This window comes from uncultured Chitinophaga sp., from assembly GCF_902168175.1.
In the GTDB taxonomy this organism is placed as follows: domain Bacteria; phylum Bacteroidota; class Bacteroidia; order Chitinophagales; family Chitinophagaceae; genus Chitinophaga.
This window is the reverse complement of sequence record NZ_CABHOU010000090.1, coordinates 1-22,546: the sequence shown is the minus strand read 5'-3', so window position 1 is coordinate 22,546 and position 22,546 is coordinate 1. Positions and strand designations below refer to the sequence as shown.

At 49.0% G+C, this 22,546-nt stretch carries 17 protein-coding genes; 8 read left to right on the top strand and 9 right to left on the bottom strand.

The window, feature by feature from the left end:
* The first annotated feature begins 7 nt into the window (after positions 1-7).
* The 5 genes from QZT80_RS19140 to QZT80_RS19120 all read left to right on the top strand — a co-directional run bounded on the left by QZT80_RS19140 (position 8) and on the right by QZT80_RS19120 (position 5,346).
* The gene (locus QZT80_RS19140; RefSeq protein ID WP_295125790.1) at positions 8-706 is read left to right on the top strand and encodes a TIGR00730 family Rossman fold protein; all 699 of its coding nucleotides are present in this window, start codon (positions 8-10) and stop codon (positions 704-706) included.
* A gap of 49 nt (positions 707-755) precedes the next feature.
* The gene (locus QZT80_RS19135) at positions 756-1,400 is read left to right on the top strand and encodes an O-methyltransferase (RefSeq protein WP_295125787.1); all 645 of its coding nucleotides are present in this window, start codon (positions 756-758) and stop codon (positions 1,398-1,400) included.
* A 52-nt stretch (positions 1,401-1,452) separates the two neighbouring features.
* Positions 1,453-2,862, top strand: a complete 1,410-nt coding sequence (locus QZT80_RS19130; protein WP_295125785.1) for a glucosaminidase domain-containing protein — start codon at positions 1,453-1,455, stop codon at positions 2,860-2,862.
* A 23-nt stretch (positions 2,863-2,885) separates the two neighbouring features.
* Complete coding sequence (hpt, locus tag QZT80_RS19125; RefSeq protein WP_295125782.1) at positions 2,886-3,422, top strand: hypoxanthine phosphoribosyltransferase; 537 nt, start codon at positions 2,886-2,888, stop codon at positions 3,420-3,422.
* Positions 3,423-3,540: 118 nt separating this feature from the next.
* The gene (locus QZT80_RS19120) at positions 3,541-5,346 is read left to right on the top strand and encodes a von Willebrand factor type A domain-containing protein (RefSeq protein ID WP_295125779.1); all 1,806 of its coding nucleotides are present in this window, start codon (positions 3,541-3,543) and stop codon (positions 5,344-5,346) included.
* Here QZT80_RS19120 and QZT80_RS19115 read toward each other — a convergent pair.
* The 4 genes from QZT80_RS19115 to QZT80_RS19100 all read right to left on the bottom strand — a co-directional run bounded on the left by QZT80_RS19115 (position 5,343) and on the right by QZT80_RS19100 (position 9,608).
* A complete protein-coding gene (locus QZT80_RS19115) occupies positions 5,343-6,740 on the bottom strand; it encodes a sodium:solute symporter family protein (RefSeq protein ID WP_295125776.1) in 1,398 nt (465 codons plus the stop codon). The two genes, QZT80_RS19120 and QZT80_RS19115, sit on opposite strands and share 4 nt — an antisense overlap.
* 7 nt (positions 6,741-6,747) lie before the next feature.
* On the bottom strand, positions 6,748-7,695 hold the full coding sequence (locus tag QZT80_RS19110; protein WP_295125773.1) for a class I SAM-dependent methyltransferase: 948 nt from the start codon (positions 7,693-7,695) through the stop codon (positions 6,748-6,750).
* 85 nt (positions 7,696-7,780) lie between these two features.
* Positions 7,781-8,944 carry a molecular chaperone DnaJ gene (dnaJ, locus tag QZT80_RS19105; RefSeq protein ID WP_295125770.1) on the bottom strand — a complete coding sequence of 388 codons (1,164 nt, stop codon included), beginning with the start codon at positions 8,942-8,944 and terminating at the stop codon, positions 7,781-7,783.
* A gap of 112 nt (positions 8,945-9,056) precedes the next feature.
* Complete coding sequence (locus QZT80_RS19100) at positions 9,057-9,608, bottom strand: nucleotide exchange factor GrpE (RefSeq protein WP_295125767.1); 552 nt, start codon at positions 9,606-9,608, stop codon at positions 9,057-9,059.
* Between the two features lie 129 nt (positions 9,609-9,737).
* Here QZT80_RS19100 and QZT80_RS19095 point away from each other — a divergent pair, with 129 nt between their 5' ends.
* Positions 9,738-10,910 (top strand): class I SAM-dependent rRNA methyltransferase, encoded by a 1,173-nt coding sequence (locus QZT80_RS19095; protein WP_295125764.1) that lies wholly within the window; start codon positions 9,738-9,740, stop codon positions 10,908-10,910.
* Positions 10,911-10,985: 75 nt separating this feature from the next.
* Here the strand turns inward: QZT80_RS19095 and QZT80_RS19090 are convergent, their stop codons facing one another.
* The 5 genes from QZT80_RS19090 to QZT80_RS19070 all read right to left on the bottom strand — a co-directional run bounded on the left by QZT80_RS19090 (position 10,986) and on the right by QZT80_RS19070 (position 20,870).
* Positions 10,986-11,342: a T9SS type A sorting domain-containing protein gene (locus tag QZT80_RS19090; protein WP_295125761.1), complete on the bottom strand. Its 357-nt coding sequence runs from the start codon at positions 11,340-11,342 to the stop codon at positions 10,986-10,988.
* 132 nt (positions 11,343-11,474) lie between these two features.
* Positions 11,475-11,945 (bottom strand): redoxin domain-containing protein, encoded by a 471-nt coding sequence (locus tag QZT80_RS19085; protein ID WP_295125758.1) that lies wholly within the window; start codon positions 11,943-11,945, stop codon positions 11,475-11,477.
* Between the two features lie 61 nt (positions 11,946-12,006).
* Complete coding sequence (locus QZT80_RS19080; RefSeq protein WP_295125755.1) at positions 12,007-13,038, bottom strand: PorP/SprF family type IX secretion system membrane protein; 1,032 nt, start codon at positions 13,036-13,038, stop codon at positions 12,007-12,009.
* A gap of 20 nt (positions 13,039-13,058) precedes the next feature.
* Complete coding sequence (locus tag QZT80_RS19075) at positions 13,059-15,887, bottom strand: PKD domain-containing protein (protein WP_295125752.1); 2,829 nt, start codon at positions 15,885-15,887, stop codon at positions 13,059-13,061.
* Between the two features lie 138 nt (positions 15,888-16,025).
* Complete coding sequence (locus QZT80_RS19070) at positions 16,026-20,870, bottom strand: PKD domain-containing protein (RefSeq protein WP_295125749.1); 4,845 nt, start codon at positions 20,868-20,870, stop codon at positions 16,026-16,028.
* A 192-nt stretch (positions 20,871-21,062) separates the two neighbouring features.
* Here QZT80_RS19070 and QZT80_RS19065 point away from each other — a divergent pair, with 192 nt between their 5' ends.
* Together QZT80_RS19065 and QZT80_RS19060 are read left to right on the top strand one after the other, a co-directional pair.
* A complete protein-coding gene (locus tag QZT80_RS19065) occupies positions 21,063-21,686 on the top strand; it encodes a methyltransferase domain-containing protein (protein ID WP_295125746.1) in 624 nt (207 codons plus the stop codon).
* Positions 21,687-21,701: 15 nt separating this feature from the next.
* On the top strand, positions 21,702-22,379 hold the full coding sequence (locus QZT80_RS19060) for a rhodanese-like domain-containing protein (RefSeq protein ID WP_295125744.1): 678 nt from the start codon (positions 21,702-21,704) through the stop codon (positions 22,377-22,379).
* Positions 22,380-22,546 lie beyond the last annotated feature (167 nt).

The following is a 22,546-nucleotide window of genomic DNA, read 5'->3' as shown; positions in this document are numbered from 1 at the left end:
ACAGGTGATGAATGAGCACATTAAGAACTTAAAAGACCGCGACTGGACAGAAACCAAGGCCCACTCCAGCTGGCAGATATTCAAAATTATGGCCGAGTTTGTAGAAGGATTTGAGGCCCTGGCCAAAATAGGTCCCTGCATTTCCATCTTTGGTTCCGCGCGTACAAGGGAAGGAAATCCCTATTATGAAATAGCGATGGAGATAGCGGAACAACTGGCGCATGATGGCTTTGGTATTATCTCCGGTGGCGGCCCCGGTATTATGGAGGCGGCTAACCGCGGCGCACAGCGGGCAAATGGCAAGTCGGTGGGATTAAATATCTCCCTGCCCCACGAGCAAAATCCGAACACACACATCGATAAAGATAAGAGCATCAACTTCGACTACTTCTTTGTTCGTAAAGTGATGTTCGCCAAGTACTCGCAGGGCTTTGTAATGATGCCCGGCGGCTTTGGTACCATGGATGAATTTTTCGAAGTGGCCACCCTCATCCAGACAAAGAAAATGACGGAAACACCTTTGGTGCTGGTGGGTAAAGAATACTGGAGCGGTTTACTGCAATGGATCGATACGGTGATGATGAAAAAGGAAAGCAACATTCACCCCGAAGATCTGAACCTGTTGAAGATATTTGATACGGCTGAAGAAGTGGTGGAATATTTCCGTGTGTTCTATACTACCAATAAGTTAAGACCTAACTTTTAGGGTTTTCCCTTTGCGGTTTTTGAAGTAGGTTTGTAAAAATTTGCTTTGCATGGAGGTGATCCCGACAGTGATACAGGAGTTTGCGGAAAAATACACGACGAAAGAAGACGATATATTATATCGCCTTCACCGGGAAACATATCTGAAAGTAGAACAGCCGCATATGCTCAGCGGCCATTTGCAGGGCCGGTATTTAACCATGGTTAGCCAGATGATGCAGCCACGCCGGATCCTGGAACTTGGTACGTACACTGGTTATTCGGCCATCTGCCTGGCAAAAGGCCTGGCTGCCGACGGGCATCTGCACACGGTGGATATTAATGAAGAACTGGAAGGCATGTGCCGTAAGTATTTCGAAGAAGCGGGTTTGGGTGATAAAATAACCCAGCACATCGGCCGCGCTGCCGATATCATCCCACAGTTAAACGAGGTGTTCGATCTTGTTTTTATTGATGCGGATAAAGGCAATTACGGCAACTACTACGACCTGGTGTGGGATAAAGTAAGGCCAGGCGGTTTTCTGCTGGCCGATAACGTGCTTTTTCACGGCGAGGTGTTTGCAGAAGAAGCTAATCGCAGTAACCAGGCAAAAGCCATGGTGAAGTTCTGCGAAAAAGTAACGGCAGACGGGCGTGCCGAGCACCTGTTGCTCACCCTGCGCGACGGACTGTTGTTAATACGAAAGAAGGACTAAATTCGTTCTATATAGATAGTCGCTTACTATCCGAACCATTAAATTCAAATTCATGCACGTAAGAAAATATTTGCTGCTACTTTGTTTTCTTATTGGCGGTGCCGCATTATCGCAGGCCCAATCCATTACTACGGCACAGTACATCACCAATTATAAAAGCATCGCTATTGCCGAAATGCAACGCTCTGGCGTGCCTGCATCCATTAAACTGGCGCAGGGCATTATCGAAACACAGTCGGGTAACGGCTGGCTGGTGCAAAATTCCAATAACCACTTCGGTATTAAATGTAAAAACAACTGGACTGGCGCGTCTGTGAACTACGACGACGATGCCCGCCAGGAATGTTTCCGTAAATACGATAAAGCCACCGATTCCTGGAAAGATCATTCGGACTTCCTGCGCAGCAATCCCCGCTACGCTTTTTTGTTTGAATACGATCAGAAGGATTATAAATCATGGGCTTATGGTTTAAAGCAGGCTGGTTATGCTACCAGCCGCACTTATCCGCAACAGCTTATTGAAGTAATTGAACGGTACGACCTTCAGCAATACACACTGGAAGGGCTTGGGCAGCAGGGTAGTATTGTGAAAAGCGGTCCCGGTTTTATCGGTGAAGACCAGCCGGTGGCCAGCGATCCCTCGAAACGGTTTATTCCAAAGGCAACGGCAGCAAACTATCCGTCCGGTGAGTTCAAGATCAACGGCCGTAAAGTGATATACGCGCCTGCAGGCACTTCGCTGGTGGTAATGGCAAATGATAAAGACATCAGGGTAAGTAACCTGGTACACTATAACGACCTGCAGGACGCTGTGCTGCTGGAGCAGGATATGCTCATATTCCTGCAACGTAAGAACCGCAAAGGCGCTAACGATTTTCACGTGGTGGCCGAAGGTGAAAACCTGTACACCATTTCGCAAACAGAAGGTATCATACTGGAGTGGCTGCGTAAACGAAATAAACTGGAAGAAGGAGAGGAGCCTGCTCCCGGCGAAAAACTGCTGCTGGATGGATACGCATCTTCCAAACCGAAACTTACCGAAAGCAGTGTAGCGATACTGAAAGAAGAAGACAAGCAACCGGCGGACTTATCTCCAAAGAAAATAATAAGGGATTTAAAGACCGAGATAGCCAAGGCCCGCGAAGGAAGCGCGCCCTCTGCACAATCCACTGCGCCTGCCCAACCAGCACCTGTTGCCGATAACACGCTTCCCCCTCAAATGGTGGAAGACCTTAAAAAACTGGATGGTAAAATGGGCGGCGCCAGCGTACGGCCAGCCACCATCCCCATGAACAAACCCGCAACACCACCTTCGGGCACTAAATACCATACCGTACAGGACAAGGAAACCATGTACGCCATTTCTAAGAAATACAATGTAACGGTGGCCCAGTTGCAACGCTGGAACAACCTGGCTGATAATAATATCAAAACAGGGCAGCAGTTGGTGGTAAGCCAGTAATCTAAACAAGAAAATCGGGATTCATGTCTATCATAACGGTACACGACAAACAGTTCAAACCATATATTACCGCTGCAGACATCCAGCAGCGGGTAGCGCAAATGGCCACCGAAATCGACCGCGATCTGAAGGGTAAACGCCCCCTGTTTATCGCCATCCTGAACGGTAGTTTTATGTTTGCGGCCGAAATGTTTAAGAACGTGACCATCGAAGCGGAAATTTCCTTCATCAAACTGATATCGTACAAAGGCACTAAATCCACCGGTAACGTTATCACGTCTATCGGCCTGGATGAAGACCTGTTCGGCCGTACGGTGGTGATCCTGGAAGATATTGTGGATACGGGTAAAACCCTCAGCATGTTCCTGCCACAGTTGGAACATCAGCAGCCGGAAAGACTCCTGATCGCTTCGCTGCTGCATAAACCCGATGCACAAACTCACCCGGTAAACATCGATTACCTGGGCTTCTCCGTCCCTGATAAGTTCCTGCTAGGTTACGGTTTGGACTATGACGGCCTCGGGCGTAACCTGCCGGAAATTTACCAGCTGGTCGATTAATATTACTGCGGTTGGATTGCCGTTGTTGTACGGTTAATCACTTAAAAACAAGCCTCTAACAATTTATTAATTTTTGTTAACTTTATACCGGGCCAATGGCCCTTATATCGTTTAACTAATGCGAAAGCTCCTTATTTTGCTGGGTGTGATAATGGCACTGAGCCTGCGTTTAATGGCGCAGCAGGGAAGCTGGATATCCGGCGTGGTGCAGGACAGCATAAGTCATAACCCGGTTAACAACGTCGTTATAACCGTTATGAAAGACACTGGTAAGGCTATCTGCAACCGGTATGGTCTTTTTCGTGTAGCCGTGCCCAAAAACGCGGAGTATCTTCTTTTTGAACATCCCAAGTATTATCCCAAACAAATAAAGATAGAGCAGTTCGACAGGATGATGGTAGAGCTGAGCCCGCGTGAAAAGGCGGTGGATGCTATCGGACTGGCTAAGGCCAGGGCACGTTCGGCCCGCAACTCCAATCCCAATTATGGCAATACTGCGATCGGCATGTCGTCGTTCTTCGATGAAACGTATGGCCAGTTGTACGAAAACAAATTCCTGGATGCAGGTATACAAGGCAGCTCTACCATCGCTATTGATGTAGATCGTGCCGCCTACAGTAACATGCGCCGCTTTATCCGTACCAAAGAGCCCATGCCGGTGGATGTGGTGCGCATTGAGGAACTGGTGAACTACTTCCATTACGATTATCCCTGCCCGGGTAAAGACAGCATATTCGGCATCTATGCAGCCTATGCCGATTGTCCCTGGAAAAAGAAACATAACCTGCTGCAAATAGCCATCCGCGCCCAGCAGGGCAACCTGGACAGCCTGCCGCCCAGTAACCTGGTGTTTCTTATCGATGTATCGGGCTCTATGGGTAATCCGAATAAGTTGCCATTACTGCAGGCCGCGTTTCGGGTGCTGACCAATAATTTAAGAGATAAAGATAAAGTGGCCATCGTTGCTTACGCGGGTACGCCCGGTGTGATATTGTCCAGCACCCCCGGCAGTCAGAAAGGGAAGATACTTACGGCGATCGATAACCTGAGTGCCGGTGGGGCTACGGCGGGCGAAGCGGCTATTAAGATGGCTTACCAGATAGCAGAAGAAAACTTCGTGAAAGATGGTAATAACCGCGTAATACTGGCCACCGACGGTGATTTTAATGTAGGGCAAACCAGCGACCGTGATATGGAAGACCTCATCACCCAAAAGAAAGAAAGTGGCGTGCTGCTCACCTGCCTCGGCTTCGGGATGAAGGATTATAAAGATTCCAAACTCGAAACACTGTCCAGCAAAGGCAATGGTAACTTCGCATACATTGACGACCTGGAAGAAGCGAACAAAGTATTTGCACGCGAATTCGGCAGTACATTATTTACCGTAGCTAAGGACGTACGCGCGCAGGTATGCTTCAATCCTGCCAGGGTAAAGAGTTACAGACTGCTTGGGTATGAAAATAAATCATTAAAGGATGATGAGGATAGTACGGGTAAAATAGTAGGTGGCATTGTTGGTGCAGGGCATTGTGTGGTGGCGATGTACGAAATAGTACCTGCTGATAATCCCAATACTGACGATAGTTTGCTGTCGAACGTGAAAATCTGGTACCGCACCCCGCTTGATTCTACAGAGCGTTTTCTCCAGCAGAATATCACATCTCCCCTGACTAATTTTATAACTGCTTCCAACGATTTTCGATTCGCTTCTGCCGTAACCCTGTTCGGTATGCTGGTGCGGAAGTCGGCCTACAAAGGGGAGGGCGATGTGAAGATGGTACTCGATATCGCTAAAAAATCTTTGGGAAAAGATGAAGGTAAATACCGTGAAGAGTTTCTTAAACTGGTGAAAACAGTCTGGAAAAAAACAGACTGGCTGGTAGAAAAACAAGAGGACAGGAATAAAACGAAGAAGAAGCGTTAAACCACAGTTTCTGTTTGCGCCTTACCCAGCCAGTGTTCCATAACACTACCGATCAGCATGCCCGATATGCTGGCTAATAATCCCACCATTAAAGGAGGGATGCTGCTTTCCCGCCAGTCGCTAATAAAATATCCCAAAGTGCCGGCAATGATAGAGGCTATGGCACCCGCATTGGTGGCATATTTCCAGTAGAGGCCTGCCGTTAAGGGAACAAAAAGAGAAACAAGGCTGAGGATAGAAGAAGAGCCCACGAGTTCATAAATATTCCGGCTGCCCACCGCCATGATCAGTGATATGATCGATACCGCTACAACGGACAAGCGAATAATGAACAGGAACTTTTTATCTGAAATATCTTTAAAGAACGGCCTGATAATGTTTTCGCCAAGTACAGTGGCCGGCGCCAGTATAGCGCCACTGGTGGTACTCATGATAGCGGAAAGTAAAGCGCCGAAGAAAAGTATCTGTATGAACAGGTTGCCGTGTTGTAATACCATCGCCGGTAATATACCTTCCGGATCGTCATTTAACAGGTCGGGGTAGAGGATGCGTGCGCAAAGGATAATAAGTAAGGGCAGTGATCCGATGGTGAAATACATCAGCGCGCCCAGGAATGAAGAACGTACTGCCACTTTTTCGCTCTTAGCCGACATCAACCGCTGGAACACGTCCTGCTGCGGGATGGAACCGAGGCCGATCGTCATCCATGCCGCTATGTACTGCAGCCAGTCGTTCAGGTTACGGTCAGGAAAGAACTTAAAATAAGTGGGAGGAGTTTTGTCAATGATGCTACCAATACCGCCTGCCTGTATCACAACGATCACGGTAATGATCAACAGGCCTAAGATGATCATAATGGTTTGAATAAAATCGGTGATCGATACCGACCACATGCCGCCCATGTAGGTGTAAGCCATTACCAGCGCTCCGCTGGCCACCATGGCCACTGTATAGTCAATGCCCATTACCTTGTTGATCACAATGCCCATCGCCACTATTTGCGCTGCTATCCATCCAAAATACGAAGGTACCATCATCAGCGCCGATGCTAATTCAGCTTTACGCCCGTAACGGATGCGGAAGAAGTCGCAGAAGGTAAGTATGTTGAAGCGGTATAATTTGCGCGCATAAAAAAGGCCCACCAATAGCAGGCAAAGCGACGCCCCGAAAGGATCTTCCATCACCCCTAACAGCCCATGCTGCGCATATTCGGCCGTAGCGCCCAGCATTGTTTCCGAACCAAACCAGGTAGCGAAAATCACACAGGCGCTAATGCCCAGCGGCAGGTTACGCCCCGCTACAACGAAGTCGGCTGCGCTATGCACCCGTTTGGCGGCCCACCGGCCAATAAGCACCGTTATTAAGAGATAAACAAGGATAAAGGCGGTGAGCATGCGTATTCTACTTAATGATTTTGTAACACTTGCGGATGATCTTTCCCTCGAAGTCGAACGGAATGGTTTGCTTCGTAATGTCCTGTATCGAACTGGCATTGATGTTCGCTTCGTCCAGTTCGAACTTGCGGTAGTTGTTGGAGAATATAATGACGCCGCCCTTTTTAGTGGCCAGCAACACTTTGTTCAGTATGTCCACATGATCGCGCTGTATGTCCAGGAAGTCCTTCATGCGTTTGCTGTTGGAGAACGTTGGAGGATCGAGAACAACGAGGTCGTAGGTGTTGAGCTTCAGCGTATCGAGGTATTGCAGCACATCGGCATGCACGTATTCGTGTTTGGCGGGATCGTAAAGGTCGTTGAGCTTCAGGTTGTCTTCCGCCCATTGCAGGTAGGTTTTTGACAGATCTACCGAAGTCACGAGCGATGCACCGCCTGCTGCAGCATACACCGAAAAGGACCCCGTATAACAAAACAGGTTCAGCACTTTCTTATCTTTCGCATCCGCACGCACCATCTTGCGCGCAATGCGGTGATCGAGGAACAGGCCACTGTCGAGGTAATCGGAGAGGTTTACTTTGAATGTAAGCCCATCTTCCTGCACATTAAATTCATACTTCTCTGTATCCAGTTTTTCGTACTGCGACTGGCGATTGGCTTTACGTTTGCGCTGGCGCAGGTAAATTTTTTCGGTAGGCATTTCCAGCACCTTTACCATGACTTCGACACAGGCTTCCAGCCATTGCTCGTGTTCATCTTCTTCCATGCCATGGTTATGCTGGTATTCGGCCACGTATACATGGTCTTCATATATTTCTATACTGAACAGGAATTCCGGCAGGTCGCGGTCGTACACGCGGTAGCAGGTAATTCCCTGCCTGCGTGCGGTTTTCTTCAGGTGGCGGAACACTTTGGTCAGCCTGTTCTCAAACATCTGCAGTTTGTCGGTGTGCATATCTTGTAAAAAAACTAAAAAAAACGGAGAAAGACGGTAATCGTCTTTCTCCGGTAAACTTTTATAATGAATAAGATGGTACTGCTTAGCTGAAAATATCCCTTACTTTCTCAAAGAAGCCTTTCTCCGTTTTTTCAGGATTGGGCTTAAAGTTATTGGAATTCTGGAGCTTCTCCAGCGCGTTCTTCTCGTCTGGTGTAAGGTTTTGCGGAGTCCATACATTTACATGGATCAACTGGTCGCCCTTGTCGTAACTATTTACGGAAGGGAAGCCTTTGCCTTTGAGGCGGAAGATTTTACCGCTTTGGGTGCCAGGTGGTATTTTAATTTTCGCCTTACCATCGATGGTAGGAACTTCGACCTGTGTACCGAAAGCCGCGTCGGGGAAGGATATGTGCAGGTCGAAGGCTACATTAAGCCCATCGCGCTGCAGTTCTGCGTGTTGTTCTTCTTCAATAAGGATGAGGAGGTCGCCGGGTGAGCCGCCTCGTTCGCCGGCATTACCTTTGCCGCTCAGGCTCAGTTGCATGCCTTCCTGTACGCCCGCTGGTATGTCCAGCGATACCATTTCCTCGCCATACTGACGGCCTTCGCCTTTACAGCTGGTGCATTTGTTGGTGATGGTTTGACCTTCACCGTTACAGGCAGGACAGGTAGTTACGGTCTGCATCTGGCCGAGGAAAGTTTGCGTTACTTTCCTAACCTGGCCCGAGCCACCGCAGGTGCTACAATTGTGGAAGGAGCCTTTATCTTTTGCACCCAAACCATCGCAGGTATTGCAGGGTACGTATTTTTTAACTTTGATCTTCTTGTTGGCGCCTTTGGCAATCTCTTCGTAGGTAAGACGGATCTTTACGCGGAGGTTGGAGCCCCTGGTGCCCCGGCCACGACGCTGGCCACCACGGCCACCACCGCCTCCGAAGAAGCTGCCGAAAATATCATCACCGAAAATATCACCGAAGTTGGAGAAGATGTCATCCATGTTCATACTGCCGCTGCCGCCGCCAAAGCCGCCCCGGTTGTTCATGCCGGCATGGCCAAAGCGGTCGTACTGCGCGCGTTTGTCGGCGTCGCTTAATACTTCATAGGCCTCGGCTGCCTCTTTAAATTTATCTTCTGCCTCGTGGTTGCCCGGGTTTCTGTCCGGATGGTACTGCATGGCCACCTTTCGGTAAGCCTTTTTGATCTCATCCTGAGACGCACCTTTGGCTACTCCCAGTATCTCGTAATAATCTCTTTTTGTCGACATTGTTGATACGTGTTAGCCTGCTCATAGAGCAGGCTTTGTGATCAGTTCTGATATTTTTTATCGCAATCCGGCCTGAACAGTTGCATATTATCCTGTCAGATCGTCATATTTTTTATTTTCCTACTACCACCTTGGCATAGCGGATCAATTTGTCATTAAGGTAGTAACCTTTTTGCAACTCATCAATCACTTTTCCCTGTAAATCTGCTGCAGGAGCAGGGATTTCGGTAATAGCCTCATGTAAATCGGCATCAAACTCCGTATGGACCGTTTCCATAGGTTTCAGGCCTTTGGAGGTAAGGGTATTTTTCAGTTTGTTGAACACGAGCTGCACGCCTTCTTTTACGGCATTCACGTCTGTGGCCGATTCCAGTTGCTTATTCGCACGTTCCATATCGTCCAGTACGTCCAGCATAGAGATGATCACCTCTTTATTGGCAGTCTGGATCAGCTCCAGGCGCTCTTTCGCCGTTCTTTTCTTGAAATTATCGAATTCGGCTACCAGGCGAAGGTATTTATCACGCATTTCACCTGCAAGCTGCTCTGCTTTTTCCAGGGCGCTTTCGTCTGTAAGGGCGTCGTTCAGGTGCGATGTGCCGCTCATATTCTCATCTGCATTAATATCTGGCACGTTTTCCTGTGTATCTTTCTCTTTTTCTGTCATAATTGGGTATTAATTGTTCGCAAAGGTACGATGGACAATAATTTTGCCAAGCATATTCTATAAGACAAATTGACACAATGCTTTTGAGGGCCTCATTTGCTTACCTTTGCGCATCGAAGTAATAAATACATGACCAAAGTTTTTTTAAAGAAGAAGATACAAAGCCGCGTTTTAACGGGCCATCCCTGGATTTTCGGGAATGAAGTAGGGGAGATGGACGGTACGGTGGAACCCGGCGATACCGTATCTGTATTCACCCATAACGGCATTTTCGTAGGTAAAGGGTACATTAACCCCAAAAGCCAGATACTGGTACGCCTGCTTACGCGGGATAAAAATGAAGAGATTGATGAAGCGTTCTTCCTGAATCGCATCCGTAAAGCCTGGGAATACCGCAAAAAGCTGGGGTACGTTGAAAACTGCCGCCTGGTGTTTGGGGAGGCCGACGAACTGCCAGCCCTTATCATCGATAAGTTTAACGACTACCTGGTACTACAAACCCTGGCCCTCGGCATCGACCGCTGGAAGGATGCGATCAAAAAGGCCCTGCTGGAGATATTTAATCCTAAAGGAATTTATGAGCGTAACGATGTGCCCGTACGCGAACTGGAAGGCATGCAGCAGCAGAAAGGCTTCCTCACCGCTCCCTTCGATACCAATCTTATTATTAATGAGAACGGCCTTAAGTTTCATGTAGATATCGTAAATGGCCAGAAAACGGGCTATTTCCTCGATCAGCAGGATAACCGCCGCGAAATTAAACATATCGTGCAGGGCGCCGATGTACTGGAAGCTTTTTGCTACACGGGCACCTTCTCCTGCCATGCGGGCCACTACGGTGCCAAAAGTGTGCTGGGACTCGATATCTCAGAAAATGCAGTGGCAACGGCCCGTCGTAATGCGGAGTTGAACAACCTGCAGGATATATGTAAGTTCCAGGCAGTTAACGCCTTCGATGTACTGAAGCAGTGGAGTAAAGAAGATAAGAAGTTTGATGTAGTGATCCTGGATCCGCCGGCCTTTACCAAAAGCCGCGAGAACATCCAGAAGGCTGTTACGGGTTATAAGGAAATTAACCTGCGCGGTATGAAACTGCTCAAACCCGGTGGCTTCCTCGTAACGGCTTCCTGTACTAACCTGGTACCGCCATCTCAGTTCCTCGAAATCATCGAAGCGGCGGCCAAGGACGCCCGCAAAAAGATCAGGCAGGTTACTTTCCAGACGCAGGCAAAAGACCATCCGATTATGTGGAATATGGAAAATACCACGTATCTCAAATTCCTTATCGTGGAAGTATCCTGATAAGTAATAACATAAAAGAAAAGGGCCGCATTTTAACATGCAGCCCTTTTTTATACACTATGTTGTATGTCTGTATTACTTCACTACATTGAATTTCCCCGATTCAATCAAACCACCCGTAACCTTATCCCTTAGCTGGAATATGTATACGCCGGCGTAGTAACTATCTAAGTTGAGTTCGTTCTTTACCTGTAAGTTTTTAAAGTGGTCCATCTTCTTGCCCAGAAAATTGTACACAATAAGTTCGTATCCCTTCTCGTTATTACGTTGGATTTCGAAATTGACTTTCGAAGTTGCGGGATTGGGATACAGCTTAACGACTTTTTCCTTCCCGTCCGAGCTACCGGATAAGCCGCCTTTAGTTTGTGACCAGAGCGGGGAAGCGGTGGCGCACAAGGTGAATAAGAGTATAAGGGTAAAGTTTCTCAACATAGTCTATCAAAGATAATGATTTTTTTGAATATTTCATCGGAGAATTCGGAACCTTAGTTCTATGTAAAAATAACAAACGGCGAGCCAATTTGATGGCTCGCCGTTGCTTTTTTTGGAAAAATTTAACAGTAATTAGTTAAGTCCTTCAAGCGTGGTTTTAACTGCCTGAAAATCAGGAACATCGCTTGCTTTCTCCAAGACCTCTGCATAGCGAACTACGCCTTCTTTGTCCAATACGAAGGCCGAACGTTTTGAAACGCCCTTCAGCTCCAGTACAAATTCGGTGTAAATAGTGCCATAAGCGGTAGATGCTTCCTTGTTAAAGTCAGACAGCAGGGAGAAATTCAGGTTCTGGTCGGCTTTAAACTTGCCCAGCGTGAAAGGCGAGTCTACGGAAATGCCGAATACTTTAGCATTCAGGCTGTTATAGGTGCCAATGTTATCTCTAACGGAGCACAGTTCGGTGGTGCATACGCTGGTGAATGCCATTGGGAAGAACAACAGTACTACATTCTGACCTTTCAGGTCGCTGAGGGATACTTTGTTCTTATCGGTATCGTACAATGCAAATTCGGGTGCTTGTGAGCCTATTTCCAGTTTCATGTTCTGAATATTTAGTTTTTACGAAAGACCGTAAAAATACGATACCTGCCTGAAATTCATACTAAAAACTCGGACAGTTGGTAGCATCCAGCGTGGTGTTGCGGCTGTTCAGGAAGTTCTTGAACACGAAAGACAGTTCGAACCCGCCGAACGAACGGCTGGCGCTGCGCAGGGTAGACACGTTAATGTCGTAACTCATGCCCAGTTCGTAAGCGCCCATATCGATTTTAATCACGGGTACCAGGGCGTCGTTCCAGCGGAACATCAAACCTCCGTAAACTCCGTGGTCAGATTCCAGGCCTTCGTCGTACAGGCTGTAACCCAGCATCGCACCGCCAATATATTCGTTGTAGGAATTCTGATGCACCTGGTTGTACTGTGCTATCAGCTTCCACTTATCATCTATCGGTAAGGTAATACCTGCATTAAATGACCATTTCGGTGCCAGTTCTACTCCCTCATCTCCATAAAAAGAAACTTTAGGCCTGTTGAAATGGTACATGGCTGCACCGATATAGTAAGGGATATCTTCTCCTATTTTACTGTTGTAACTAAGGCCTACACCCGCATCCAGGTAAGTATAACCCATTTTGGCGAGCCTGCCTTCTTCGCCCGTAGGGGCACTGGCGTCGAACCGGCCATTGGTGTACTGGTTGTTGAATGTAAGATGCGTAGGATCGAACTGGCGTTGTACGAAACCGCCTGTAACGCCCAGCGACAGATAACTGCTTTTATCTTCACTTAAAGATTTGTGGTAGTTGATGGCGGGTAATACCTGCACCGATTGCAGCCGTGAAGTGCCCGCCCTGTCAAACGACAGTTGCAGTCCTGTAGTTACATAATCGTAGTACTGCCCTACCGGGAACTTCAGTTCCCCGCTAAGCGTACCGGTTTGGTAGGGCGTAGTAATGCTGTTCCATTGGTTGCGGTATACGGCCTGCACCCTCACATCCCCATTAAAAATGCCGATCAGCGCGGGGTTGCGCAGTATGGGCGTTTCGTAGAACTGCGACATGTGTATGTCCTGTGCAGTTGCCTGAAGCGCAGCCACCTGGCAAAATATCACTACCACAAGGGTCCTCAAGGTTTTCATGCTTCTGATGGTTAAATAGTTTATCGTATTAAGGATATGTTGCCCTTCATCTGGAATATATCGTTACTGTCGCAAATCGCTTCTATCATGTACACGTAAATGTCGCTCTGCAACTCTTTGCCTCTCAGTATGCCGTTCCATCCGGCGCTTATATCGTCAATATTGAAGTTCTCGCGTTTAAATACTTCCTGTCCCCAGCGGTTAAAGATGCGCAGGAAACGTACCTGTTTAACGCCTTTACCGCGGATGTAGAAAATGTCGTTTTGTCCGTCGCCATTTGGTGTAAAACCGCTTGGAATAAATATCACGCTCTGGTCGCAGAGCAACCGTACATCCAATACATCTGTTTTCGTACAACCTACGTCGTTAGTCACCTTCAGGCTGTATGTCATATGCTGGCGCGGTGCTGCGGTCGTATTCGGACAAACGGGGCAGTCGATGTAGGTAGACGGCGACCATTCCCAGCTTACCACGTCGGCGCTGTAAGTGGCGTTCAGACTGACCAGGCTGCCAACCGGTACAAACTGGTTACGACCAGCGTCCAGTGTGGGTACTGCCTTCGTGTTCACGCTAACGCTGGCGGTTACCACCGGGCAGGATAGGTCGTTCGTGGCCGATACCGTATAAGTCGTGTTGGTGGTAGGTGTAACGATGGGCGACGCTGAGTTGGGCGCATTCACTGCTCCCTGGTCGGAAGTCCAGGCATAAAGTGTGGCGCCTGTTGCCATCAGTTGTACTGATGAACCAAGACAAATCGCGGTATCTGCACTAATGCCGAGCGTTACTGCGGGCACCACCGTAATTGCTACCGTATCTGAAACAGCACAACCAAGGGCGCTCGTGGCCACTGCAATGTATTGTGTATCGCGCAGCGGTGATATTACCGGGTTGGCGCAGTTGTTACAGCTGATATTGTAGTTGGTAGCCCATTGCAACGGCGCGTCTGTAACTGTTTGTAAAGTAAGACTATTGCCCTCACACACTTTCGTGCCAGGCGAGTATATCTGTATAAAAGGCAGTGGATTGATAACCACCTGCTGTGTAATGGAATCTTTGCAGTTGCGGGCATCGGTCACCACCAGCTTTACGGGGAACTGCCCGCTATTGTTATACTTCGTTACTGCAGGCACTTCCAATGCTGAGACGGTGCCGTTACCCAGGCTCCACGACCAGTTGGTAAATGGAATACTGGGTGATGGCATAGAGGTGTTGGAAAAATAAACAGACTGTCCTTCGCAGGCTGGTGCTGTTACAGTGAAGGCAGCTACCGGGGCAATTACGTTTACATGATTTACTTTGATAACAGTGTCCGGACAATAAGCCGGATCGTTATAGGAAATAATAACGGTATCGGAATATGCACCCACAGCCGCAAAGGTTTTGGTAATGTCGGCGTTGTTGGTGTTAAGCATAGTACCGTCACCGAAATGCCAGCCGTAATTAGCCACCAGGGCAGACGGTACGTGTACTACTCCAAAAGGTACGGTGGTGCCACGGCATACGGTGCTTACGCCGGTATTGAAGTCGGCGAGGAACACCCGTACGGTTTGAAACGTTGTGCTTACGCCTCCGTTATTGTTGTTCCTTACACTTAAACGTACAGTATAAGTGCCTTCAGTAGTAAATGTATGGTTCGGACTTGCATTGTTATCGATCGCTGTATTGTCCCCGAAATCCCATTCGTAAGTATCGCCTGCTTCGCCAATGGATGTATTGGTAAACTGGAACCTTAAGCGGTTGTCGCAGGCACGTACCCAGGTGAAACGTGCTACCGAAGGTGCTATCTGTACGCCTACGGGCACTGCGTTGGTGTAACAGCCATTGTTGCCGGCGGCCAGGTTTACGGTAAGGTTACCTGTATTTAAAAATGTATGATAAACGTCGGAAGCTGCTCCGTCCTGCGTGCTGCCATCGCCGAAATTCCAGCGGTAGCTGGTGGCATTCGTGGCCGAGGCCAGTAAACGCACAGGTGTAGCCGCATTGGTGGTAGCTGGTGTGGCGGTGAAACTTACACCGGTAGGCAGTGTGCCGGTGCGTATATGCTGGTTATAGGTGCGCGTAGCGGTACAACCCTGCGCGGTAGTGATGGTCAATGCTACGTTAAAGGTACCTGCGGTGGTGTAAGTATGATTCACGCTGGGGGTGGCGGTGGACTGTGTGGAACCGTCACCGAACGTCCAGGCGTAGGTGCTTACGGGGTCGCTGTCTATATTGGAACTGCTGGCTGTAAGGGTAGCATTAAAAGGTATACAGCCGGCTGTAATATTATTACTGAGGTTAAGTACTGGCGCGGCAATCATGATATAGCCTGCCTTTGTTACGGTTTGGGTGCAGCCGTTGGCGTTAGCGGTGGTCAACGTTACATCAAAGGTGTCTACCGTGTTGTACTGGTGTTGCACGGTGGCGTTACTGGTAGTTACAGGTGCCGTGCCATCGCCAAAGTTCCAGGTGCTGGTAGTGGCGCCTGGGGTCGAATTGGTGAAGGTGACCGTATAGGCATTACAGCCGGTACGGTCGTTTGCCGTAAAGTCGGCAACAGGTAAAGGATTTACGGTTACCTGTGAACTGATGTTACTCGTGGTGTTCTGATAATAGGCGGTGAGCGTAACGTTATAGGTACCTGCCGCGGCATATGTGATTACCGGGTCCCGTTGCTTGGAAGTGCGGCCGTCGCCGAAAGTCCAGGTGTAGGAAATAGGCGAGCCTGTGGTGGTATTGTTAAACGTAAATGAAGCCGGTGCACAGGCTCCCGGGGGGCTTGCCGTGTAGGTAAACCCAGCCTGCTGACCGGATGCTTTAAATCCCTGGAGCAGCGTAAAACCAAGCAGGGAAGAAAAAACTTTACACATAACCATTAGGTTTCTCATAGGTATCCGAGGTTTTTCCAGTTCGGGATAAGGTCTTTTTACTATATACGAATTATACAAATATATAATATCATTACCTCAAAACCTCTTTTTTGTCAATATTTGCTGATAATCATACGTTTATCTCAATAAAGTCACGTTTCCTTTCAGTAAAAGCGACTCGTTGTTGTCACAAACTGCCTGTACATAGTAGATGTATACATCGGGCACCAGTGGTTGCCCGGCATGTTTTCCATCCCAGCCGTACGCTATATCGTCAATATTAAAGTTCACTCTTTCAAATATCAGTTCGCCCCAGCGGTTGAATATGCGGAAGGTGCGAACGGATTTTATACCACGGCCACGCACATAAAATATATCGTTCTGTCCATCACCATTTGGTGAAAAGGTGTTGGGAAGAAAGGTTACGCTGTTGATACATTGGAGTTTGATAGCTATAGTTTCGGTAGTAGCGCAACCGTACACGTTGGTGGCGGTTACGTTATACGTCAGGTTTTCACGGGGGGTGGAGTTCGGCTGCGGACAATCATAACAGTCGAGGTATTTCATGGGCCACCACTTCCAGGTAATTACGTCGGGACTGCTCTCTATGTTCAGCGGTACTACAGATCCTGCGGGTACGATACGGTCGCCGCCCGTTGCCAGTACCGGTTTAGGGTATACGGTTACGGTAGCGTATGCAGTATCGGTAAAGCAGGCATCTTTTCCATAACCTACCACGCCAAACCTGGTGGTGACGGTTGGATTAGCGAGTGGATTTGGTATGTCGGTACGGTTAAGCGCAGGCGATGGCAGCCACAGGTAGCGGTCGGCTGTGCCGCTTGCGCTTAACTGGGTTACGTTGCCTGCACATATTTCTGCATTGCCGGTGCGCACTTCGTGAGGTTGTGTGACGGTCACTCTCACGGCATCGTTACTGATACAGCCATACTGGTTCACGGCCACTACGCGATACAGTGTATCCGTTACCGGGTTCACCTGTGGCGACTGACTTTTAGGGTCGGAAATGCGGTAGTTGGTCCAGGTAACATCGCTTTCGGGCACGTTGGCATTCAGTTGTACCGACTGGCCGCGGCAAACATTGACCAATTCGGGCGTTGCTGCCAGTGCCGGTTTCGGGTTTACGCGTACTGGCAGAACACTGGTATCGCTACAGGTGCCTTCCTGGTTGTTAATAACGAGTTTAATATCGAACAGGCCCGGGTTCGGGAAGTCGAGACTGATGGAATTTACATTCGTGTATTCTTTGTTGCCGTTCAGCCATTTCCAGGTGGTGCCTGGTAATGCTTTGACATCGTTGCCAGTAAATTTCACCGTGTCGCCGGGGCAAATGGAGGTGCGCGCTGCTATATTGCCGTCGGGCTTCGCATCTACCCTGATGGATGTGCTGGTGTTATCGGTGCAGCCGTACTGGCTGGTGATTTTGAGGGATACCACGTAGCTGCCGTACTGGCTGTAATGGTAAGTAGCATCGGCAGTGGTGGCCACATCGTCGGTGCGGTTAGGTACACCGAAGTCGTACTCATACCGGAAAGCCTTGCCCAGCAGGTCTTTCGTAATACCGGCACTCATGTCTCTCAACACCAGCGTACCAGCATCACATATTACAGACGGGGTGGCGGTAAACGAGGCTTTCACCTGCTCTACTATCACCGTGTCCAGCGGGCCTTGCGCGGTAACCTGGCAACCCTGCGCATCTTCCAGTACCACACGTGGGAAGTACAATCCTTCGCGGGTGTACGAGTGGGTGCTGGTGGCGGTGGTGGTGGTTTGTACCTGGCCATCATCATAATCCCATATGTATTTTACCGCGTTGGTGGATTGTGCTGCGAAGTTTACGGTTGTTGGCGCGCAGCCTGTTTTGTCTGTAATAGTTCTTGTGCCACGCGGACCTTTAATCACAACATCCCGCGAAATACTGTCTACGCAATTGCCTTCAGCATACGCATACAGTTTAATAGCGTAGGTGGCCGGCAGGGTATAGATATGCGAGGCGTTTGGTTCTACAGAGCGGCTACCATCTCCAAAATCCCATATTACCCTGTTGCTGCCCGTGCTTTCGTTGGTGAGCTGTACCAGTACCGGCGGACAATTAGCCAGGTTGGTTGGCAGGGTGAATTGGGCTTTCGGGTTTGGTACCAGGATGTATTTTTCTACGCGTTGGGTGTCAGCACAGCCAATAGCATTGGTTACTGTAAGTGACACCGTAAACTCGCCCGGCGTAGTGTAGGTTTTAGGGGGATGGGCCTGGGTAGAAGTAGTGCCATCGCCAAAATCCCACAGGTATGTAAGCGGCCCACCCTGCGATTGTGTGCTGTTGAAGCCCATGGAGCTGTTCAGGCAAACGATCTGCGCGCTCCTGCCTATTACGGCCTTCACGCCAATAATAGGCACTGCTTTAGTGATCGTGGCTACACAGCCTGTTACATCTTTCACCGTCAGTTTTACATTGTAGTTACCGGCATTTACGTAAGCATGCGTTACATTCACCGGTTTTGTGGTAAAGGTATCGGGTTTACTGTTGTCGCCATATTCGAATATCCACTGCGCCAGGGCGTTACCGTTGTTGGCGGTAGATGCGTCATTGAATGATTGCTCATCGCCTTTACAATTACGGCCGCTGAAATTGAAATTCGCAGTGGGGCCATTTACCGTAATAGGGATGATGTTGGAAGTCGTTACGCAATTGTTGCTGTCGGTAATGGTGAGTTGTACATTGTACTTGCCGGGTGTTGCATATCGTTTGTTCCAGCTGGCGTTGCTTACCTGCGAGGTGCTGTTATCGCCCCAGTTCCAGGAATAGCGGATGATGTTGGCGGTGTTCACGTTCTCGCGGGTGAAGGTAACAGTGCCGCCGGCGCATATTGTATCTACATTTGCTTTGATGGTGGGTTTCTCATCTATCACATGTACGCTGGCCCAGAAATTATGCTCGCAGGAACCATTGTCTACTTTCAGTTTTACGATGTAGTAACCGGGAGTAGCGTAACGGTGGGCGGGGTGCTGCTCAGTGGACGTTTGTCCATCTCCAAAATCCCAGTTCCAGTGCTGGATACCGGGTACATCGCCAAAGTCGGAGCGGTCGGAGAACTGAACCAGCAACTTATCTGTACAGTTAGTGGTCCTTACGAACGAAGCAATGGGCGGCTGAATGATAACGAAGTCGGTTTTAGTAAGCGAACGTATACAGCCAAAGTTGTTAACGATGAGTGTAACATCGTGTTTACCCTCGCTGTTAAAGGAGTAAGTGGGGTTCTCCTGCGAGCGTACGCCATTGTCTTCGGGAAATATCCAGCTCCAGCTGGTGCCGCGTGGTTGGGTGAGATTGGTAAACTGAACGGCGGTGCTGGCGCAGGTTTCCCTCGGGTTCGCATCAAATTCTACTACCGGGATATTACCGGCCCTCACCGGGATCGTACTGGAATCTTTACAACCGCCCGCCAGTGTGATGATCAGTTTCACGTTATAAGCACCTTCAACCGTATAGGTGTGCGAAGGTGAAGTGGCGGTAGAAGTGGTGCCGTCGCCGAAGTCCCATAAATAGCCTGTAACTGCGCCACCATTAATGATGTTGGCGTTAAAAGTGGTGTTGAACGGCAAACAGCCCTCCGGGGGCGAAGCATTCAGCTGTATAGTAGGCCGGTGTATCCGGATGTAGCTGGCTTTGGTTACCGAATCCGAGCATCCTTCCGCGTTACTGGCCACGAGTTTTACCGTGTAGTCGCCTTCATTGTTGTAAGTATGGGCAGGATTGGCTGTACTGCCGGTACTGTTATCTCCAAAATTCCAGCGGAAGCTGGTACCGCCCGCACCTGTATAGGCAAATTGTGTATTAAATGGTACGCCGCACCCCAATTGTGGATTGGCGGTGAAGTCCACAGTAGGTTTAGCCGATACGCGAACTGTTTTAACAGCAGTTTGCGTACACCCCGGTGTGCCCGATACCAGTGTTACCTGGTAGTCGCCCGCCACAGCAAACACTTTTGAGGCGTTCAGGGTAGTTTGTGAACTACCGTCGGGGAAGAACCAGGTGGCTACCGTAGGCGCCGGCGTAGTGGTGTTGGTAAGCTGAATGGCCGATCCCGCACAGGTGCTGCCGAACGTAAAATCGGCCACTGTTCTGCGTATAACGATAAAGTTTGCTTTAGATACGGTGCCAGCACAACCCTCTGATGTTGTGGCAGTGAGCGTAACGGTATAGCTACCCTCTGCCGTATAGGTATGCGATGGATTAGCTTCTGTACTGCCCGGTCCCGCATCGCCAAAGTCCCAGCTATAAGTAACCCCTGCAGGTGCTGTTGATGTAAAGTTTACGGTGAACGGTGTAAGGCAGCTGCTGGTTTGGTTGGCGGTGAAATTTGGTATGGGCGTGCTTTGCACCTTTATCGGTGTGGGCTGTGTGTAACCCGATGTACAGCCGAAACTGTTAGTGACGATATTGCCCACGGTAAAGTCGCCCGCCAGGTTGTAAGTATGTGTAGGATTGGTCGATTGTCCAGTTACACCATCCCCGAAATCCCATACTATTTTACTGATGGTGCCTGAGCCTGGTGTAGACTTATCGGTGAAATTTACGGTGAGTGGCGTACAGCCGCTAAGTGGTGTAGTGGTAAATGCCGCGGTTGGTACATCGTAAACTGTCACTGTTTTGGTAGCTGTCTTCACCACATTGCCCGGATAGGTAACTGTTAATGTAACGTTATACGTGCCCGGCTGGGTAAAGATCTTACCCGGGTTTTCTTCCGGTACGCTGGCGCCTAAACCAAAGTTCCAGTTGTAACTTATTGCCCCGGTGGTAGATTGATTCGAAAAGCTAACAGTAAGGGGTACACAGCCGGAGAACTTATCGGCGGTGAAGTCCGCTGTTTGCCCCGCGGCCCTGAGCGCGCTAAACGCGATCATAACCAGCAGCAGTGTTCGGCGGATATGAGGTTGCCACCGCATAAGCGGTTGTTGGTTCTTCATCGGTTAGGTTTCATCGGTAGGTATACTTAAATAAGTATGCCAAGTTAATGTTAATTGGCTGTTAAAGAACGTATTATAAAAACAATTATCTGATTGTATTAACATACAGTTTTCAAACCCTTAGGCGATTTATATGTTATTTGCCGGTAGAGTTGCTATAAATGGCTTTATGCCTAGAAACAAATTTGACCGATGACGGATACACCTGCATTAGATAAAGATTACTGGAACCAGCGTTATAAGAATGGGGATACGGAATGGGATATGGGAGAAGTTTCTCCACCGCTCAAAACCTATATTGATCAATGTTCCAACAAACACCACCGCGTGTTGATACCCGGCGGTGGCAATAGTTACGAAGCCAAATATTTATGGGAGAGTGGTTTCAGGGATATTACCGTAGTCGATATTTCGGGCGTGGTGATAAATCAGCTGCGTAAGGAACATGAACAGACGGGCATACGCTTCGTAGAAGCCGATTTTTTCAAGCACCAGGGAGAGTACGATATCATTATCGAACAAACCTTTTTATGTGCCCTGGAGCCTGCATTGCGACAGGAATATGCAGCGCATATGCACGAACTGTTGTGGGAAGAGGGCCGCTTTATAGGCGTGCTGTTTAACCGCGAGTTTGAAAAGGAGGGGCCCCCCTTCGGCGGCAATGTAAAAATCTACCGCCGGCTGTTTGAACCCTTTTTCTCCTTCAAAACGTTTGCGCCCTGCCACAACTCGCACCCTGCGCGCAAAGGCAAAGAGCTGTTCTTTAACTTCCGCAAACTGGAAGCGCCTATCCTTAACAAATGGATGCAGAAATAGGCTTATTTTTGCCACATGAAAAGGATGTTCGTTTTGATGGTTTTCGTGTGCCTGCAGCTCGCTGTAAAGGCGCAAACGGTAGATGTGCAAACATTCGGTAACGGCATGAAGGCCGCTGATGTGCAGTTGTTTGATGTGCGCACGGCGGCGGAATATCGTACCGGTCACCTGCCCGGCGCATTGCAGGCCGACTACAACAACAAAAAGGAATTCTTCGACCGCGTACAATACCTCGATAAAGACAAACCTGTATATATATACTGCCTGGTGGGCGGCCGTAGCGGCGCTGCGGCTAAGTGGATGCGCGAAAATGGCTTCAGCCATGTAATAGACCTCGCTGGTGGCATCAACGCCTGGAAGCAGGCTGGTAAACCACTCGAAGGTGCTGTAGCCGTAAAACAAATGGATATCGCCACCTTTACCCGATCGATCGCCACAGGCGTAGTGCTGGTTGACGTAAGCGCCGAATGGTGCCCGCCCTGCCGCAAGATGGAACCTGTCATCCGCCAACTCCGGCAACAAAAAAGCAACACCCTCCAAATCGTAAATGTCGACGGTGGTACCGACGCTGATGTTATGAAAAACATTTCGGCCACCGTACTCCCCACCTTCATCGTTTACCGCAATGGCAAAGAAGTTTGGCGCAAAGAAGGCATCGCCACACTGGAAGAACTAACAACCGCAATAAAATAATCAGGGAACAAGCATAGGAATTACTATCGCGCCGCCGTTGTGTCACTCCCTTCAACTGTTTGAACATTATTGGGCAGAAACTAAGCACCACTGCCCGCGTTAGCGGGCGTCACTAAGATCGTCATGGCGAGGAACGAAGCCATCCTCCGCTTAAGTCTTCGCAACAG

Coding starts and splice junctions, on each gene's coding strand:
- QZT80_RS19140 (WP_295125790.1), top strand. CDS start 8: ATGAATGAGCACATTAAGAACTTAAAAGACCGCGACTGGACAGAAACC.
- QZT80_RS19135 (WP_295125787.1), top strand. CDS start 756: ATGGAGGTGATCCCGACAGTGATACAGGAGTTTGCGGAAAAATACACG.
- QZT80_RS19130 (WP_295125785.1), top strand. CDS start 1,453: ATGCACGTAAGAAAATATTTGCTGCTACTTTGTTTTCTTATTGGCGGT.
- hpt (WP_295125782.1), top strand. CDS start 2,886: ATGTCTATCATAACGGTACACGACAAACAGTTCAAACCATATATTACC.
- QZT80_RS19120 (WP_295125779.1), top strand. CDS start 3,541: ATGCGAAAGCTCCTTATTTTGCTGGGTGTGATAATGGCACTGAGCCTG.
- QZT80_RS19115 (WP_295125776.1), bottom strand. CDS start 6,740: ATGCTCACCGCCTTTATCCTTGTTTATCTCTTAATAACGGTGCTTATT.
- QZT80_RS19110 (WP_295125773.1), bottom strand. CDS start 7,695: ATGCACACCGACAAACTGCAGATGTTTGAGAACAGGCTGACCAAAGTG.
- dnaJ (WP_295125770.1), bottom strand. CDS start 8,944: ATGTCGACAAAAAGAGATTATTACGAGATACTGGGAGTAGCCAAAGGT.
- QZT80_RS19100 (WP_295125767.1), bottom strand. CDS start 9,608: ATGACAGAAAAAGAGAAAGATACACAGGAAAACGTGCCAGATATTAAT.
- QZT80_RS19095 (WP_295125764.1), top strand. CDS start 9,738: ATGACCAAAGTTTTTTTAAAGAAGAAGATACAAAGCCGCGTTTTAACG.
- QZT80_RS19090 (WP_295125761.1), bottom strand. CDS start 11,342: ATGTTGAGAAACTTTACCCTTATACTCTTATTCACCTTGTGCGCCACC.
- QZT80_RS19085 (WP_295125758.1), bottom strand. CDS start 11,945: ATGAAACTGGAAATAGGCTCACAAGCACCCGAATTTGCATTGTACGAT.
- QZT80_RS19080 (WP_295125755.1), bottom strand. CDS start 13,038: ATGAAAACCTTGAGGACCCTTGTGGTAGTGATATTTTGCCAGGTGGCT.
- QZT80_RS19075 (WP_295125752.1), bottom strand. CDS start 15,887: ATGTGTAAAGTTTTTTCTTCCCTGCTTGGTTTTACGCTGCTCCAGGGA.
- QZT80_RS19070 (WP_295125749.1), bottom strand. CDS start 20,870: ATGAAGAACCAACAACCGCTTATGCGGTGGCAACCTCATATCCGCCGA.
- QZT80_RS19065 (WP_295125746.1), top strand. CDS start 21,063: ATGACGGATACACCTGCATTAGATAAAGATTACTGGAACCAGCGTTAT.
- QZT80_RS19060 (WP_295125744.1), top strand. CDS start 21,702: ATGAAAAGGATGTTCGTTTTGATGGTTTTCGTGTGCCTGCAGCTCGCT.